The 17,062-nt window shown below is 62.1% G+C and carries 16 protein-coding genes; 5 read left to right on the plus strand and 11 right to left on the minus strand.

What is annotated here, in order from left to right; genetic code table 11:
- Positions 1-115: 115 nt before the first annotated feature.
- The gene (locus AB3X95_RS09625; protein ID WP_176122056.1) at positions 116-460 is read left to right on the plus strand and encodes a putative quinol monooxygenase; all 345 of its coding nucleotides are present in this window, start codon (positions 116-118) and stop codon (positions 458-460) included.
- Positions 461-492: 32 nt separating this feature from the next.
- Here AB3X95_RS09625 and trpS read toward each other — a convergent pair whose 3' ends face one another.
- On the minus strand, positions 493-1,509 hold the full coding sequence (gene trpS, locus AB3X95_RS09630; protein ID WP_368621477.1) for a tryptophan--tRNA ligase: 1,017 nt from the start codon (positions 1,507-1,509) through the stop codon (positions 493-495).
- A gap of 302 nt (positions 1,510-1,811) precedes the next feature.
- Here trpS and AB3X95_RS09635 point away from each other — a divergent pair, with 302 nt between their 5' ends.
- Entirely contained in the window at positions 1,812-2,192 is a 381-nt protein-coding gene (locus tag AB3X95_RS09635) for a hypothetical protein (protein ID WP_176122055.1), read from the plus strand.
- On the opposite strand, the gene AB3X95_RS09640 is transcribed toward AB3X95_RS09635, so the two are convergent.
- The 8 genes from AB3X95_RS09640 to AB3X95_RS09675 form a co-directional block, all read right to left on the minus strand.
- Positions 2,185-3,906 (minus strand): IlvD/Edd family dehydratase, encoded by a 1,722-nt coding sequence (locus tag AB3X95_RS09640; protein ID WP_368621182.1) that lies wholly within the window; start codon positions 3,904-3,906, stop codon positions 2,185-2,187. The two genes, AB3X95_RS09635 and AB3X95_RS09640, sit on opposite strands and share 8 nt — an antisense overlap.
- 360 nt (positions 3,907-4,266) lie before the next feature.
- The gene (locus AB3X95_RS09645; RefSeq protein WP_254905882.1) at positions 4,267-4,416 is read right to left on the minus strand and encodes a hypothetical protein; all 150 of its coding nucleotides are present in this window, start codon (positions 4,414-4,416) and stop codon (positions 4,267-4,269) included.
- 10 nt (positions 4,417-4,426) lie between these two features.
- The gene (locus AB3X95_RS09650) at positions 4,427-6,319 is read right to left on the minus strand and encodes a thiamine pyrophosphate-dependent enzyme (protein WP_368621183.1); all 1,893 of its coding nucleotides are present in this window, start codon (positions 6,317-6,319) and stop codon (positions 4,427-4,429) included.
- 18 nt (positions 6,320-6,337) lie between these two features.
- A complete protein-coding gene (locus AB3X95_RS09655; protein WP_184227516.1) occupies positions 6,338-7,408 on the minus strand; it encodes a Gfo/Idh/MocA family protein in 1,071 nt (356 codons plus the stop codon).
- Positions 7,405-8,520 (minus strand): ABC transporter ATP-binding protein, encoded by a 1,116-nt coding sequence (locus AB3X95_RS09660; protein WP_368621184.1) that lies wholly within the window; start codon positions 8,518-8,520, stop codon positions 7,405-7,407. Before AB3X95_RS09660 ends, AB3X95_RS09655 begins: the two co-directional genes overlap by 4 nt.
- Before the next feature lie 4 nt (positions 8,521-8,524).
- Positions 8,525-9,370, minus strand: a complete 846-nt coding sequence (locus AB3X95_RS09665) for a carbohydrate ABC transporter permease (RefSeq protein ID WP_368621185.1) — start codon at positions 9,368-9,370, stop codon at positions 8,525-8,527.
- A complete protein-coding gene (locus AB3X95_RS09670; protein ID WP_184227518.1) occupies positions 9,363-10,244 on the minus strand; it encodes a carbohydrate ABC transporter permease in 882 nt (293 codons plus the stop codon). Before AB3X95_RS09670 ends, AB3X95_RS09665 begins: the two co-directional genes overlap by 8 nt.
- A 59-nt stretch (positions 10,245-10,303) precedes the next feature.
- Positions 10,304-11,587, minus strand: coding sequence for an ABC transporter substrate-binding protein (locus tag AB3X95_RS09675; protein ID WP_368621186.1), 1,284 nt, complete (start codon positions 11,585-11,587; stop codon positions 10,304-10,306).
- Between the two features lie 234 nt (positions 11,588-11,821).
- Between AB3X95_RS09675 and AB3X95_RS09680 the strand changes: the two genes are divergently transcribed.
- Complete coding sequence (locus tag AB3X95_RS09680) at positions 11,822-12,541, plus strand: IclR family transcriptional regulator (protein WP_368621187.1); 720 nt, start codon at positions 11,822-11,824, stop codon at positions 12,539-12,541.
- 224 nt (positions 12,542-12,765) lie between these two features.
- On the opposite strand, the gene AB3X95_RS09685 is transcribed toward AB3X95_RS09680, so the two are convergent.
- Complete coding sequence (locus AB3X95_RS09685; protein WP_013093601.1) at positions 12,766-13,242, minus strand: bacteriohemerythrin; 477 nt, start codon at positions 13,240-13,242, stop codon at positions 12,766-12,768.
- Positions 13,243-13,570: 328 nt separating this feature from the next.
- Here AB3X95_RS09685 and AB3X95_RS09690 point away from each other — a divergent pair, with 328 nt between their 5' ends.
- Complete coding sequence (locus AB3X95_RS09690; protein WP_368621188.1) at positions 13,571-14,902, plus strand: Rieske 2Fe-2S domain-containing protein; 1,332 nt, start codon at positions 13,571-13,573, stop codon at positions 14,900-14,902.
- A gap of 16 nt (positions 14,903-14,918) precedes the next feature.
- Positions 14,919-16,097, plus strand: coding sequence for a Gfo/Idh/MocA family protein (locus AB3X95_RS09695; protein WP_368621189.1), 1,179 nt, complete (start codon positions 14,919-14,921; stop codon positions 16,095-16,097).
- A 114-nt stretch (positions 16,098-16,211) separates the two neighbouring features.
- Here AB3X95_RS09695 and nadC read toward each other — a convergent pair whose 3' ends face one another.
- Positions 16,212-17,057, minus strand: coding sequence for a carboxylating nicotinate-nucleotide diphosphorylase (gene nadC / locus AB3X95_RS09700; protein WP_368621190.1), 846 nt, complete (start codon positions 17,055-17,057; stop codon positions 16,212-16,214).
- Positions 17,058-17,062: the final 5 nt, after the last annotated feature.

Below are 17,062 nucleotides of genomic sequence, written 5' to 3' on the forward strand. Positions count from 1 at the left end.
CAATACATTCGCAACCCGACAGGAGAGCAGTGACATGTCAGCGTTAGTCATCATCGATCTTGAAGTACACGTCCGCGCCAGAATGAAACCGCCCGTCGCCTGAGGAATCGTAGCCATGAATCAACACACCCGAACCACCGCTTCCGGTGAAGTGATTGTGATGCTCAACCTCCACTTCAAGCCGGGTTCAGCCGGAAAGGTGCTGGAGAAGATGCTGCCAGGCATCCGCCTCACGAGGATGGAGACAGGCAACAATGAGTTCCAGATGTTCAAGGTAAAAGGCAGCGACGACAAATACGTGGTGTTCGAGCGCTGGAAAGATCAGGCTGCGTTGGACTGGCACTGGCAACAGCCCTATACGAAAGAGGCGCTGGCGCTTTTTGGCGAACATCTGGCAACGCCGCTGTCGGAGACCGACGACGTCGCCTACCTCACTGACGTGATGGAAGCTGAGGAATAGCGGGGGAGCGCGACACAGCCGATCCCCTCGGTTCAGCTTTGAAAGTACGTCAAGCCCAACGCGCTTCTGACCTCTGACAATGTCTGTCCAGCCACCTCCCGTGCGCGCATCGTACCCCGACGCAGGATCGCAAGCACCTCGGCCGGGTCTTCCTCCAGCTCGCGACGTCGTGTGCGAATCGGTTCAATGAGCGACTGGAGCCGCTCGTTCAGCACGCGCTTGATCACGCTATCGCCAAGTCCACCCCGCCGATAGCGGGATTTCAGTTCGTCGACTTTCTGCACGTCCGGCTCGAACGCATCGAGAAACGCGAACACGACATTGCCTTCCACCTGACCAGCATCGCTGACTCGCAAGTGGTTCTGGTCGGTGTACATGTTGTTGACCGCCCTCGTGATTTCGTCCGGCGTAGCGCCTAGTGCGATGGCGTTCCCGAGGGACTTGCTCATCTTCGCTTTGCCATCGATGCCGGGTAATCGCGTGACCTGTGACAGCACCGCCTCGCATTCGACCAGCACAGGTCGGTCGACGGTGTTGTTAAAGCGCCGCACCAATTCGTTGGTCTGCTCGATCATCGGTAGCTGGTCGTCGCCCACGGGTACGTGGGTTGCCTTGAACGCGGTGATATCAGCCGCCTGACTGATCGGATACGTCAGGAAGCCCGCCGGGATGTCGCGCTCGAAACCGCGCAGGCGAATCTCCTCCTTGATGGTCGGGTTTCGCTCGAGGCGCGCGACCGTCACGACGTTCAGCAGATACTGAAACAGCTCGGCCAGTTCTGGCACCTGGGACTGGATGAAGATGGTCGACTTCGCTGGGTCGATGCCCACCGCAAGATAGTCGAGCGCTACTTCGATGACGTTCTGGGTAACCTTCTGATGCCGGCCGACGTTGTCGGTTAACGCCTGCGTGTCAGCGAGAAGCAGGAACTGCTGTGCCTCATGCTGAAGTTGGACGCGCGCACGCAGCGAGCCGATATAGTGGCCGAGGTGAAGCGGGCCGGTGGTGCGGTCACCGGTCAAGATCGTGGGGCGGTTGGTGTGTGTCATGGACAGGAGGTTCCTGATTTGGGTGCCACCAGCCATGAGCGTGCTGAAACGAAAATGCCGCCAGGACTGGCGGCATCACGTTTGCGAATATGCGTATGTGTGTGGAAACGGGCCGCCGGATTCAGGCGTGCCACCAACGGTGCAGTTTCAGCGAGGTCAGTTTCGTATCCATGGAATTGAGTATAACGCAGCCTCAAACAAATTTGCCTGAGGTCGCCGACGCGTACCAGGGTGACGCGCTACGTGCGGGCGCGAAAAAGGGAAAGTGATACGATTGTCGGGCGTCCGATCAGGAGACGAATATGCCCATCTATCAGATCACTCGCAGTGTTCTGGAGCGCGTCGCCCAGGCGGTATCGCGCTCCTTCCACGATGACGCTATCTACAGCGAAGAGGCTGCGGCGGACGGTCGGTTGAACGTGCTACTAGTGCGCAACCCAGCCGGGCCCGATACTCCCTACATTTCGCTTCGCTTCCCCGGCGATCTGCTGGGTCGCCTCGAAACACTGGGGCCCAAGCAAACCGCGATAGTCGGGAATCACATTCGAAACATCGTTTCGGCCCGTCTTGCCGAGTACCGGAACGCATCCGACGCCGGAACGCTGAGCCGGAACGCCCCCTTCCCGATCGAATTCGACGAGCGCATTTTCGACGACACCGCTGGGGCCGATGAGCTTACTTGAGCTCGTCGGAAGGAAAGGCGGTGAGGAAATCAAAGTCGCACCCTGCCGCGGCGGATAGCACGTGATCGTGATAAAGCCGCTGGTAACCGCGCGCATACATCCCTTCCGCCGGACGAAGCTCAGTGGCACGACGCGCCAGTTCGGCCTCGTCAACCAGCAGATCGATCCGCTTGTCCCGCGCCGACAGCCGGATCCGGTCGCCATTGCGCACCAGCGCCAGCGGGCCGCCGAGCGCCGCCTCCGGCGTCACGTGAAGCACGATGGTCCCGTATGCGGTGCCCGACATGCGCGCATCGGAAATGCGCACCATGTCCTTCACCCCCGCCCGCGCAAGTTTCTGCGGAATCGGCAGATAGCCGGCCTCGGGCATGCCTGAAGCACTGCGCGGCCCCGCGTTCTGCAACACGAGAATGTCGTCCGCGCGAACGTCCAGATCGGGGTCGTCGATGCGCGCGGCCAGATCTTCGAGCGAAGTAAATACCACCGCGCGCCCCTCGTGTTCGAGCAGTTCGGGGGTAGCGGCGGCGCGCTTCAGAACAGCACCGTCAGGCGCCAGGCTGCCGTTCAGAACGATCAGCCCGCCCTCGGCACTGACCGGTTTTTCCGTCGAGCGGATCACTGTCGTATCGATCGGATCGGCAAGCGGCTTGCTCAACCGCTCATCGAGGCTCTGCCCGGCGATGTCGCGACAAGTCAGATCGAGTTGGGGCATCAGTCCGCGCAGAACGCCCTCCAGCCCGCCGGCCGCATGGAAATCCTCCATGTAGCCGTTGCCTACCGGCTTGAGATCCACGAGTACCGGCGTTTCATCTGACAGCCGGTTGAACTCGTCGTAATCGATTTTCAGTCCGATACGACCGGCGATCGCCGCCAGATGAATCACGGCGTTGGTCGAACCGGAGACCGCCAACAATACGCGCAACGCGTTGCGCACCGATGCGGGCGTCACGATCTCGGCCGGTTTCGGTCCGCCATCGAGGGCCATGCGCGCAACCAGCGCTCCGGTTTCCTCGCAATTGCGCAGACGATCCGCGTGCACGGCCGGGATCGCCGCCGACCCGGGCAGCATCATGCCCAGCGTTTCCGCGATCAGCGCCATCGTCGACGCCGTACCCATGACCGCACAGGTTCCCGCGGTGACGGCCAGACGTCCCTCCACCTGCCTGATCTCCTGCTCCAGGACTTTCCCCGCGCGGAAATTCGCCCAGAAGCGGCGGCAGTCCGTGCAAGCGCCAAGCCGCTCGCCGCGATGTCGACCGGTCATCATCGGACCGGCCACCACCATGGCGGCGGGCCGCCCTGCGGAGATTGCGCCCATCAACATCGCCGGCACGGTCTTGTCGCATCCGCCGAGCATCACCACCGCATCCATCGGCTGGGCGCGGATCATTTCCTCGACGGCCATCGCCATCAGGTTGCGATAGACCAGCGAAGTCGGCGAAAGGAATACCTCGCCAAGCGAGATCACCGGAAATACCACCGGCAACGCGCCCGCCGCGAGCACACCGCGCTCGACCGCCTTGACCATTTCGGGGAAGTGACGATGGCAGTTGTTGAAACCACTCTCCGAGGTGCAGATCCCGACGATCGGCTTGTCGAGCGATTCGCCGGTGTAGCCCATCGATTTGGCAAACGACCGGCGCAGATAGCGCGCGAAGTCGTGATCAGCGTAGTTCGTCAGGCCATTGTCCAGGCCACGCGGTTTTTGATTCATGTCCCATTCCTTGATCAGGCGATGACGAATGTATTTGGGCGTCAGGTAATCGAGTATCCCGAGGCTACCGCAACGGGTGCAAACGGCTCGATGAAATGCCCACGTTCGAGATGGGACGGCCGTCGGCCGCCAGCCAATACTCGCGCACCACGGGCGCGGGCATCCTCGATCAGCGACAGTGCGCTCTCCACGCGAACGGCATCAGGATCGACCGGTGCACCTAGAACCGCGACGGCGAGATGCAGACCTGACCTCAATTGCGGAACCTGGTCGTTGCGAGCCCTTTCGCGCGTTGCACGGGGTCCGCGTCGGCATGGACGATCACCGGCGCATGTCCGCACAGCTCCATCGTAACCTTCTTCACATGAGCGCAGCGGCTTCGTCCGCTCCGATCGCGGCGGGCACGCTGCCAACCGGCTCGCCGGTCGCCGGACTTCTGACCACGATACATGCACCGTCGGACGCACAGCGCCACGCGCCATCGATCAGCAAGCCACAAGATTCGTACATGCTCGCCCCTTCAGATTCGCGTCTTCGTATAAGCGTCCTGCACGCCGTCGGACCACGGGCCGACGTTCCACTGGCCATACGCACCCATCCCGCCTGCGGGGTCCGCACCGTAATAGACCGGCACGTGAATCAGACTCAGGCCAGGGTGAGCGTGCGCCTTCGCGAGCGCATCGCGCAGACCTCGCTCCGTCTCGCCCGCCGACAACGCCATCACGCCCGCCACCGCTCCCGCCATCGCCACATAATCGACGGCGACCGAATCGTTGGTGCGGTAATCGGTATCGAACTGCGCTTCCTGCAAGCTGCTGATCGCCGCCATGCGGCGGTTGTCGAGCAGCAGGATGGTGCCGTGCACGCCATGCTCGATACCGTCGATCAGGATCTGCGGATTCATCATGAACGAGCCGTCGCCGGTGAACGCGACGCCATAGCATCCTCGCCGCGCGATCGCCTGAGACAGCAGCGCGGAAACGGCGAAACCCATATACGACGCGCCGGACTCGGTATATGTTTCGCCGGGCAAGTCGTCGCGGATCACCTGGAAGCCGTTAGCCTGCACGTCGCCGGCGTCGAAAAACTTCAGCGCACCGATCTCGCGGCAAAAACGCTCGGCGATGGCGATGGCCTGCGGTTGCGTCAGCACCTCGCGCCGCCAGACCGCATCGAAACAGCGCGGGCCGCCGGCGCGTGCGTCGCGCAAGCCCAGCCACTCGGCTTTCTTGCGCGCGGCCTCGTCGAGCCATGCCGATTTCGCCGGGCTCAACGGGCCGGCCAGCGCCAGCGCCAGCCGCTCGCAGATGGCCGCAGCATCTCCCAGCAACGCGGTGCTTTCGTTGTAGTGCTGCACGTCGGTCGGATCGGCGTTGATATTGACCACATGACGAACCTTGGGCCAGCCGATGCCCGAGCAGTCCGACTGGCACACCGCGCGGCTGCCGATCACGATCAGGAGCTCGGCCTCCTGCATGGCCCAGTTGCCGCTGATCGATCCTTTCGAGCCCGCCACGTGCAGGTTATGCGGATGCGCGTCGGGCAGCACACCAACCGTTCCGGGACTCAGGACCGCGACCGCACCGCTGGCTTCGGCCAGCCGCCGCACGGCCACCGCCGCATGACGCGCGCCGGCGCCGACCTTGATGGCCACCCGGTCCGCGCCCGCGATCAGCTTCGCCGCCACGGCCAGGGAAGCCTCGTCCGGTATCGGCAAACGCGGCCACACGGGTCGGGCCGCAAGCGCATCGAGTCTCAGCGATACCCGCGCCAGTTGCGTGTTCAGCGGCAGATTCAGATAGAACGGCGCCGGCCGCCACGGATGAAACACGGCCGCACTGCCGTTGCGCAACGCATCGCGCAACGCGGCGGGCGTATGCAGCGTATAGGACGCCCCCATCCGTTCTGTCAGGGAGCCAAACAGTCCCTGCCCCGGCCGAGGAATCTGCTGCATGTTGTAGCCCTCGCCGTGCGTCGTCTCGTCGCCATACAGATGGTAGACACCGACCCCGTTCGACGCTGCGGCCAGCGAGCCGGCGAGCGCCTGCAACGCGCCGGGCCCGATCGACGTGAGCACCGCGGGAACTTCGCCGTAAACCCACGAAAGCGCGGTGGCCGCGTGCGCCATTTCCACTTCGTTGCGGAACTGCCAGCATTTCACCAGACCGTGCGCCTCGTAGATACGCAGAATCTCGGCGATCGCGGTATTGCCGTGTCCGAAGATCGCCAGATACTTGGTCACGCCCTGCTTCATCAAACCCAGCACGAGAGCTTCGGCCAAAGGCAGTTCGACGACATCGGACAGCAGGCCGTCCGCGAACGCCGCGCTCAGCCCGCCCGCCTCGCGCAACCAGGCGGCGCGGCTTTCTGTCGTGACCGGAAGCTGCTTCGACGGAGTAACGAGATCAGACATGGTTGTGCCCTCGCGGGATCAAAATGCCAGGCGAATCGCCTTGCCTTCACGAGCCGACTGCTCGGCCGCCGACGCGAAACGCAGCACCTGGCGGGCCTCCCTCGCCGTCAGCACCGGCGCCCCGCCCATGCGCAGCGCATTCAGAAAATGCCGGGTCGACAGCACGAAGCTCTGCTCCCATCCGCTCGGCACGTCGTAGGTCGTGATCTGGCCGTCCCGGTACAGGGTCACGGGCGGTGTCGCCCCGAGCCGTCCGTGGCCGCCGTTGATGAAGAGCACACCCGACGTGCCGGTGATCTCGACGCGATCGTCCTGCGCATAGTGTCGCGTGATGAGTTCCATGTCCGGCGAATAGACGATCTCCAGATTGCCGACACGATTGCCGGGAAACCGGAACGAGATGATCGACTGCGCATCGAAACGCATGCCGCCCGGACCTTCGGTATCGCCGATAAACGCATGCACCTCTTCCGGATCGCCCATGAAATGCCAGGCGAGCGCGAACTTGTGATGTCCGTCGTCGAATACGAGCGGCCCGCCGCCCGCGTGAGACTTCTCGCTGCGCCACGCCGATGCGGACGGCGGCACTTCCCACGCCGTCGCGCTGCGCGCCGGGTTCGACTTGATGCGGATCGACAGCGGCGTGCCGATCGCGCCCTGATCGATCAGCTCGCGCGCCTTCAGCACCGGCGGATAGAAGATGAAATTCTCGAAGACCTTGAAAGGCCGGTCATAGGCCTCGGCGGCCGCCACGAGTTGGTCCGCCTCGGCGAGATCGACGCACATCGGTTTTTGCAGCGAGACGATCTTGCCCGCAGCCATCGCCTTAAGCGCCACCGGCAGATGCAGATGATGCGGCAACAGGATTTCGACCAGATCGATGTCCTCACGCGCGAGGAAGCGATCCACGTCCTCCTCGACCGCGACGTCGGGAATGCCCCAGGCCGCGAGCTTGCTGCGCGCCTGCGCCACATCCCGGTCGCAGACGCCGACGATGCGCGCCAACGGATTTTGCAGGTATTCGATGGCGTGCAGATCGGAGATGCGACCCGCACCGATGATCCCCACGCGAAAACGAGATCCCGTCATTTTTCTTCCTCTATTTGAATAGTCTCTGTTGGCGATGGTGTGCGTTCATCGCTTCGAGCGGCGTGATTGCCGATCGCGATCCCGTCCGGGCCGAAGCGATGCAGCTTCGATCTGTCCACTTTCAGTCCGACTTCGTCTCCGCGGCGCACCGCGTGCGCGAGCGGCGAGCGTACCGTGAGCGTGGGCAGGCCATTGCCGATGCCGAGGTAATACAGTGTCTCCGCGCCAAGCTGCTCGACGAGTTCGATGCGCCCGCCAACACTCGCCTGTCCGCGCTCGCAAAGCGTGACGTGCTCGGGCCGAATACCGATACAGTCGACGCCGCCCGCCTCGCTGCGAGGTCCGGCATGATCCGGACTCGTCAGATGCGGCCACGCCGACGCCGGCAGCACGTTCATCGCAGGCGCGCCGATAAAGCGCGCGACGAACAGATTCGCGGGCCGTTCATAGAGCTCCATCGGCGTGCCGACCTGCTCGATCTTGCCGCCGTTGAACACGACGATCCGGTCCGCCAGCGTCATCGCCTCGACCTGGTCGTGCGTGACGTACACCATCGTGGCGCGCAACTCCGCATGCAGTCGCGCGATCTCGAGGCGCAACTGCACGCGCAACGCGGCATCGAGATTCGAAAGCGGTTCGTCGAACAGAAAGATCTTCGGATGACGAATGATGGCGCGCCCGATCGCTACGCGCTGCCGCTGCCCGCCCGACAATTCTCTCGGCGTGCGTTCCAGCAGACGGTCGAGCTGGAGCGTCTTGCCGACCTCCCCCACCTGCCGCCTGATCTCGCGCTTGTCGACACCCGCGAGCCGCAGTCCGAAGCCGATGTTTTCAGCCACCGTCATGTGCGGAAACAACGCATAGGACTGAAACACCATCGCTATTTCGCGCTTCGACGGATGCACCTGCGTCACATCCCGGCCATCGATATGGATCGTCCCGCCCGACACATCTTCGAGGCCGGCGATCATTCTCAGCATCGTCGATTTGCCGCAGCCGGAAGGGCCGACGAACACCACGAACTCGCCGTCGGCGATGTCCAGATCGACGCCATGGATCACCTCATGGCCAGCGAACGATTTGCGTATGCCTTGCAGATTCAATTGCGCCATTCGATCACCCTTTTACCGCGCCCATGGTCATGCCCTTGATGAAGTAGCGCTGGAAGAACAGAAACACCAGCAGCGTCGGCAAGCTCGCCAGAATCGACAACGCGCCCTGCACGCCCCAGGCGACGGAATACTGGCCATTCAGGTTCACGATGCCGAGCATGATGGTGCGTTTCTCGTCGGATTGCGTGAACACCAGCGGCCACAGAAAGTCATTCCAGATCCACGTAAACTGCAGCGTCGCCAGCACCGCGAGCGCCGGCAAACTGAGCGGCAACACCACCGACAGCAGCACCCGCGGCTCGGATGCGCCTTCCATGATCGCGGCTTCACGCAGCGTGCTCGGCACGGTCGCGAAGAAGTTGCGCATCAGCAGCGAGCAGATCGGAATGCCCAGCGCCGTATGCACGAGGAACACCGGCCACAGCGTGTCGATCAGGCCGAGAAAATTGAAAAGCCGGAACAGCGGAATCAGAATCACCTGCGGCGGAAAGAACATGCCGGACACCAGCACCAGGAACAGGCCAGTCGAACCGCGAAAAGGCAGCTTGGCGAATACGTAGCCGGCGAGCACGCCGAGCGCGGTCGACACGATCGTGGCGGGCACGGTGACGATCAGCGTGTTCACGAAATACTGGTGTACGGAGGGCTTCGACAGCACTTCGATGAAATTGCCGAGGTACAGCCTGACCGGCAAGCTCCAGAGATCGCCCAGCGCAATGTCGCGCTGCTCCTTCACCGACGACAGCAACACGCCGACAGTGGGCAACAGGAACAGCACCGCCAGCACCACGAGAATCGTGAAAGTGGCCGCTCTCGCCGGATTGAAGCGGGCATACAGACGCTCATCCATAGATGCGGTCCACCTTGCGCAACTGACGGAAATACAGGCCGATCACGGAGACGGCGATCAGGAACAGCACCACGGAAATCGCACTGCCATAGCCCATGTGGTATTTCTTGAAGCTCTCGTTGTACATGTGCATGGCCAGCGTATCGGAACTGTTGAACGGCCCACCGCCGGTCATGATGTAGAGAATGTCGAAACCCTTCAGTGAGTTGATCACCGACAGCGCCACCGCGACCACGGTGGAGGGCGTCAGCAACGGCAGGATCACGAGGCGGATGCGCTGCCAGCGGCTCGCGCCTTCGATATGGCAGACCTCCTGCAGGTCTTCGGGAATCGCGGTGAGCCCGGCGAGATAGATCACCATCGACAGCCCGGTCTGTTGCCACGACCACGCCACGATCACGGACCACAGCGCCGTATTGGGTTTAGCGAGCCACGCAAAGTCGTGAGGCGTTCCCGCCGCGTGCGACAGAAACAGGTTGAGCAGCCCCCAGTCGGGCTGATAGATCCAGATCCAGATCTGGCCGACGATCACGGCCGACAGGCAGATCGGCAGATAGAAGATGCTCTTGAACACGCGGGAACCGGGCACCTTCGAATCGAGCAGCAGCGCGAGACCCAACCCCAGCAGCGTCGGCAACGCGATAGCGGCAACGATCCAGAGCGCGGTATTGAGCGCCGCATGCGAAAACAGATGATCGTTGCGAATCCGTGTGAAATTAGAGAGCCCGACAAAATCATAGTCGGACGAAAAGCCATTCCAGTCGGTAAAGCTGTAATAGAACGACGACAGCAACGGTCCCACCACCAGGATTCCGAAAACGCCCAGGGGCAGCGCCAGAAATATCACACGCCATAGCCGATCGTGCTTCCTCATCTCGCGTCTCTACCGGAAAAAGGCGGGCCGCCGCAGGGCGACCCGCCTTCGTGAAGGAGTTACTGCTTCTTGAACGCGGTCTGCGCATCCGTCTGGGTCTGAGTTAGCAGGCTCTTGATATCGCCAGGCTGGTCGATGAACTTCGCAAACATCGACAGACCGACTTCGGACACCGGCGGGGGCGTGGCGAGGTCGTAGTTGAAGGCGAAGCCGTTGGACTTCTCGACCGCCGCGGCGGCCTTTTGCATCACCGGGCTGTAGTGGGACTGATCGACCTTCACGTTGGCCGACAGCGCGCCTTGGGACGACGTCCATGCCGACTGCACGTCGGTGTTGCTGATCATGTAGTCGAGCAGTTTTTCGCTACCCGCCACATTCTTCGCGTTGGCGGAGATCACGAGGCCGTCCACCGGACCAAGCGCGACGTTCGGCACGCCCGCCTGCATCTGCGGGAATACCGCAACGTCGTAGTCCTTGCCCGCCACCAGATGGTTGTTGTTCCAGTAGCCCGTGATCCACGTGCCCATCAGCGTCATCGCGGCATCGCCCTTCGCGACCTTGTCGGCGGCGTCGGTCCAGTCGATCGCGTTGGCGTTGTTGTTGAAATAGCCTGCATCGAACATGGACTTCCATTGGTCCATCACCGAGCTCACCTGCGGATCGTCGTAGCGGGCATGCCCCGTCATCAGCTTCGCGCGATACTCCGGCCCCGCGGTACGCAACAGCATGTAATCGAACCAGAACTGCGAGGGCCAACGATTCTTCGAACCCATCGCAATCGGCGTGATGCCTTGCGACTTGAGTTGCTTGCACATGGCGAGGAAGCCGTCCCACGTCGTCGGCATCGTCGTGATGCCCGCCTTGGCCATCACCTTCGGGTTATAGAAAACGCCGACGAAGTGATAGTCGACCGGCACCAGATAGCGATGCCCGCTGTAGCTCGTCGCCGCCGCCGCAATCGGCCTGGAGATCACGGAATCCAGCCCCGCGGACTTCCACATGCCGTCGATCGGATGAAGGCTCTTCGAATCGGCGATGAATTGCGTCTTGGCGCCCGCCCAGAAACTGAATACGTCGGGCAGACTATGTCCGGCCGCGCGCACCAGTATCACCGACTTGAAATCTTCGTGTCCCACCGGGCTTTGCTTGATTGCGATCCCGGTCGCCGTGGTGAATTTGGCGAGCTGTTCGTTGAACGCCTTCTCTCCCATGTCGCCCGTGAAATAGTCGCTGATCGACACTTCGCCCGAATCCGCGAAGGCCGGGGTCGTGAATCCCGCGGCTGAAGCCAGTAGTGCAGCCAGCACAAGCGCGCGACGCTTTACTCCGTGTCTCCCCAACATGCCTGCCTCCGTAAAGTTGACGCATGCAAAACAACTTGGATTAAAAACTGAATTCGCCCTTCAGACCGACCTGATTCACTAGCGCTCAATTTGCATACGCACAACAGTACTTCACATCTAGCGTAAAAAATGCGTGTAATTCCCTACATTGGGTGATTTTTCGGCTACAGTTTTCCTATGTAAAACTTTTGGTGTTTTACAGAGAAAAACTTTTATTGGCGTGGAGGGATATTCATGCGACTGCTCCAGTCCCTGACTCGTGGCCTCGAAGCACTGACGTATCTGCGGACTCATCGCGGCCCCGTCCGGCTAACGGAACTCGCGAGCGAACTCGAAATGGACAAATCCATGGCCGCCCATCTTCTGAAGACGCTGGTTGCCGCCGGCTATGCGGCGCAGGATTCCAACCGGCGCTATCTGGCCTCGAACGGCAGTCAGCCGGGCAAGCCGGTACAACGCACGCTCGAGGAGGTCGTGGCGATCAAGGAAGCATGGCGCCCGGCGCTGGAAAGGCTCGCTGCGTCCACCGGGGAGTGCACGCATCTGGCGGTGCTGGTCGGCTCGCGCGTCTGGTATATCGACAAGGTCGACTCGACCTTGCCGCTCAAGGTCGATCATCCGATCGGCGCCCTGTCGCCGCTGCACTGCACGGCGCTCGGCAAAGCGTTCCTGGCCTTCGGCCATGCCGAAGCGCCGGCGGAATTGGTCCCCTACACGTTGCGCACCCTGACCTCGGAGCCGGCTCTCGCGCAGGAGTTGGAACTGACACGTCAGCGCGGCTATGCCATCGATGACGAGGAATTCACCGATGGCATCCGCTGCGTGGCTCGCCCCATCTACGACGCGCACGACGAGATGATCGCGGCCATGGGCATCTCCTGCCCGAGCGTGCGCGTCGATGCCGCCCGCCTCGCCGAATTGGGCGACGTCGTGCTGCGCGAGTCGGGTAATTGAACGGGGCTGATATCGTCCGCGGAGATTCCAGCAACGACGCCCGCAAGCGACGATGCGTTGACGGGAGCCGCAGTGCGGTAAAACTCTGAGCGCGCAAAGGACGCTACGGAAATCAACCGCTCGCGAGATTTTACGGCGGGAACTACGCGACATGGGTTGAGCCAGCAGTCTGCCGGCTACAACTTATGGCGCCCAGTGTATTTCGACGGTCGAAACGGCAAACTTCAAATCGTCCGTCTTAACACAACGGGCTTTCCACCCATCGTCTGTTTGGTCATCCATGCGGCAAGCGCCGAATCCAGGTAGTCGGCGTGTCCGGGAAACCAGTTGTACAGATGCATGCCGATGTCATGCACCAGCGCGCAACCAGCCTGCCCTGCTTCGACCGCTGCTTTAACGTCCCGCACTGACTTCAGCACGGCTTCGTGTTCTTCGATGTGGCAATCGCGCGGGGGAAAGTTGGTCGTGCGCATCCATTCGTCTTCCTGCTCGAAATGGCTGACGGCGTGTTTTTCGAATTCCTCGATCGCGGCAAGGGCGCTCGCATCGGTGCAGGTCACGAGCCTTAGCGCGACTTCGTAGAATTCCTTATGCACGTCATCCATCGGCGTGAAGCCGAGTAGCCGTGCGTCTGACCACACAAGACTGTTGTCACTTTCCCGCACAGGGGCTTCGACATCTTTCAATACAGAGTCTGTCATGTCCGTTCAATCCGGCTTTATCAAGGGCTCTATCATAGCCGTCCAACATAGAACGCCGCGAATTTGCCAGCGTTCCATCATCAGCGTGGCTTGAATCCTTCCGTCTTTCGAGACTAGCCGGGTGGAACACCAGCGCCTCGCAAATCCGATCCATCGGCGATGAATCTCGCCACTTCATATTAGAGATCGAATATTCCTGAGCCAGGGTCGCTTTCGACCATACGTACTTTCCCGGATGTCTCGAAAGGCTCTTGCCATTTTCACTAGATATCTAATATAGTTGGGCAACACCTGTTGATGAAGGCGAGCTTTCGCCGGGAGACATTACATGCTGACCCACCAAGAAAATGAATTGCTGTGCCGCGTCGAAGGCGATGCCCCGATGGGCCAACTGATGCGCCGGCACTGGACGCCGGTTTGCCTCATCGAAGAAGTCAGCGAGCCGGACGGCGCGCCGGTCAAGGCGCGCGTATTTGGCGAGGACCTCGTTGTATTCCGGGACTCGGAAGGCAGCGTTGGTGTGCTGGACGAGTACTGCCCGCACCGTCGCGCATCGCTCGTCTACGGCCGCAATGAAGACTCCGGCCTGCGCTGCCTGTATCACGGCTGGAAGTTCGACGTCTCGGGCAACGTGCTTGAAATGGTGTCCGAGCCGGCAGCGAGCTGCATGACCGACAAGGTCAAGCACAAGGCCTACCCGGTGCAGGAATGGGGAGGCATGGTATGGGCATATATGGGCCCGCAAGACGCTATCCCCGAATTCGTGCCGCCGGCCTGGGCGCCGACTTCCGACACCCGCGTGAGCATCGCCAAGGCGCTGCTGCCGTGCAATTGGGCGCAAATCCTCGAAGGCGCGATCGACTCCGCGCACAGCTCCAGCCTGCATTCGTCGGACTTCGTGCCGGCGCGCGTGGGCGGCGCCGAAGCGACCGCGAAGAACTGGTTGCGCCCGTCCACCGACAAGGCCCCGCGCCTGCAGGTCGAGCGCACCGACTACGGCTTCCGTTACGCCGCGCTGCGCCGCCCGATCTTCAACGCCAACACGCACGACTACGTGCGCTCCACGGTGTTCGTGGCACCGGGAACGGTGCTGATTCCGCCGAACAACCTCTACAACGTTGCGAACATCAACGTGCCGATGGACGACACGAACACGGCGTTCTACTTCATCGCCTGGGGCGATCCGGAGACGACGCCGGAAACCGAAACGTGGCGCAAGTTCCTGCGTCAGCAGGTCGGTGTTGACCTCGACCAGTACTATCGCCCGCTGCGCAATCACGACAACCGCTTCTGGCAAGACCGCCAGGCGATGAAGGCTGGCAATTTCACTGGCATTTCGGGCTTCCCGAACCAGGACATTGCGATGTGGGTCACGATGGGCCCGATTGCGAACCGCTCGGACGAGCGCCTCGGCGCGAGCGATCTCGCCATCGTCGAATTCCGCCGCCGCATGATCGATGCGCTCGCCGAATTCGAGAAAGATGGCGACGCAATTGGCACCGGTGCAAAAGCGATTCCCCGCGAAGTGTGTTCGTACCAGGCTGTCGTGCCGAAGGAAATCGACTGGCGCACGTATGCCGCGCGTTACGTCAGCAAGAAGAATCCGGAACAGGCCGACCAGCCGTCCGCGCTCGCAACGGACTATCAGGTCAAGCAATAACGGGAGGCACACGGCCATGGAGCAGCGCCGTTTGCGCATCGGGGTCGCAGGACTGGGACGGGCATTCTCGCTGATGCTGCCGACCTTCCTGCGCGACGCCAGAGTCCAGCTCGTCGCTGCGTGCGATCCGCGTGACGAAGCGCGGCGGCAGTTCGCCGCCGACTTCGCGGCGCCCACCTATGCGGACGTGGCGGAGTTGGCGGCTGACCGCAACGTCGAGATCATCTACGTTGCGAGTCCGCACCAGTTCCACGCGCAGCACACTGAAATTGCCGCGGCAAAAGGCAAGCACGTGCTGGTCGAAAAGCCGATGGCGCTCGCCGCTGCGGACTGCGATCGCATGATCGCTGCATGCCGCGCAGCGAACGTGCATCTGATCGTCGGCCATTGCCATAGTTTTGACACGCCGTACCTGCGTACGCGCGAACTGATCAGTCGTGGCGATTTCGGCGCAGTGAAAATGATCCAGGCCGTCAACTACACCGACTATCTGTATCGCCCGCGCCGGCCCGAGGAGCTGGCCACGGCTGAAGGTGGCGGCGCCGTCTTCAGCCAGGCGGCTCATCAGGTCGATATCGTGCGAATGCTCGCCGGCTCGCGCGCGACGCGGCTGCGCGCGAGCGTGGGACGGTGGGATCCGTCCCGCCCGACCGAAGGCGCTTATTCGGCGCTGATCTGGTTCGAGAACGGTGCTTATGCCTCGCTCTCGTACAACGGCTATGGCCACTTCAACACCGAAGAGTGGAGCGGCTGGATCGGCGAAATGGGCGATCGTACGAGCCCCGACACGTACGGCAGCGCCCGCCGCCGTCTGGAGACGCTCGCGTCCTCGGGCGACGAAGCCAGGCTCAAAGCGGCCGGCACCTACGGCGGTTCCGCATACAAGCCGCCAACGGCCGACGCGCACGAGCCGCCGCGCTTTCATCAGCATTTCGGCCCGATCATCGTCTCGTGCGAACGCGCCGACCTGCGCCCGCTGCCCGATTCGATCGTCGTCTACGGCGACGAGCAGCGCCAAACGCTGCCGCTGCCTGCGCCCACCGTGCCGCGCGCCGAAGTCATCGACGAGTTGTATGGCGCGGTCGTGGACGCACGCTCGCCCCTTCACGATGGCGAATGGGCGAAGGGCACGCTGGAAATCTGTATCGCGATTCTGAAGTCGAGCGAAACGGGCGCAGATGTGACACTTGGATAGTTCGAGGTAAGCGCAAAAACCCTCGTTTTGAACTGCGCCATGCACAGTTCAAACGAGGGATTTTTTTGTCGGCGTTTCCTTCTACGGAGCGCACACATGCGCCCCGACCTCCGCTTATCCAGCGAACGCCGCGAAGCGCAGTGAAAAATCGATCGCCCTGATGTTCTTCGTCAGCTTGCCCAACGAAATACGGTCCACGCCGGTTTCGGCAATCGTTCGCAGCGTCCGCTCGGTCACACCGCCAGAGACTTCCAGCTCGGCGCGCCCCGCGGTGACGCGCACAGCCTCGCGCATCGATTCGATCGAGAAATTGTCGAGCAGAATCGCCGCAGCGCCAGCAGCCAACGCTTCCGTTAATTCATCGAGCGTCTCCACCTCGACCTGCACGGGCACACCTGCACCCAATGCTTCGGTAGCGCGAAGGGTCGACGCAATGCCGCCACCCGCCGCGATGTGGTTTTCCTTGATCAGGATTCCGTCGTACAGCCCCCGACGATGGTTTTCGCCGCCGCCAACACGAACTGCGTATTTTTGCGCGAGGCGCAATCCCGGAAGCGTTTTTCGCGTGTCGAGAATCCGCGCAGACGTGCCTTCGACGATCCGCGTCATCACGCTTGTCTCGGTGGCCACGCCAGAAAGCAACTGAATGAAGTTGAGCGCGGTGCGCTCGGCGGTGAGCATGCCGCGCGCCGGACCAGCGATCCGGCAGACGGTCTGCCCTTCGTGCATCCGTTCGCCCTCGCCGACCAACCATTCAATCGTGATGCGCGGGTCGACCTGCCGCAGTGTTTCATCGAACCACGGTCTGCCGCACAACAGCGCAGGTTCACGCACCGTCAAGACCGCTTCGGCTGAAGCGTCGGGGTCGATCAGTAGCGAGGTCCAGTCGGCCTCGCCGACATCTTCCGCGAGCGCATCGCGGACGTTGCGCGTCATCGCCGCGCGGGTCATTCCATCCATTCCAG

Origin of the sequence: Paraburkholderia sp. BR13444, assembly GCF_040948755.1 — a bacterium.
In the GTDB taxonomy this organism is placed as follows: Bacteria; Pseudomonadota; Gammaproteobacteria; order Burkholderiales; family Burkholderiaceae; genus Paraburkholderia; species Paraburkholderia youngii.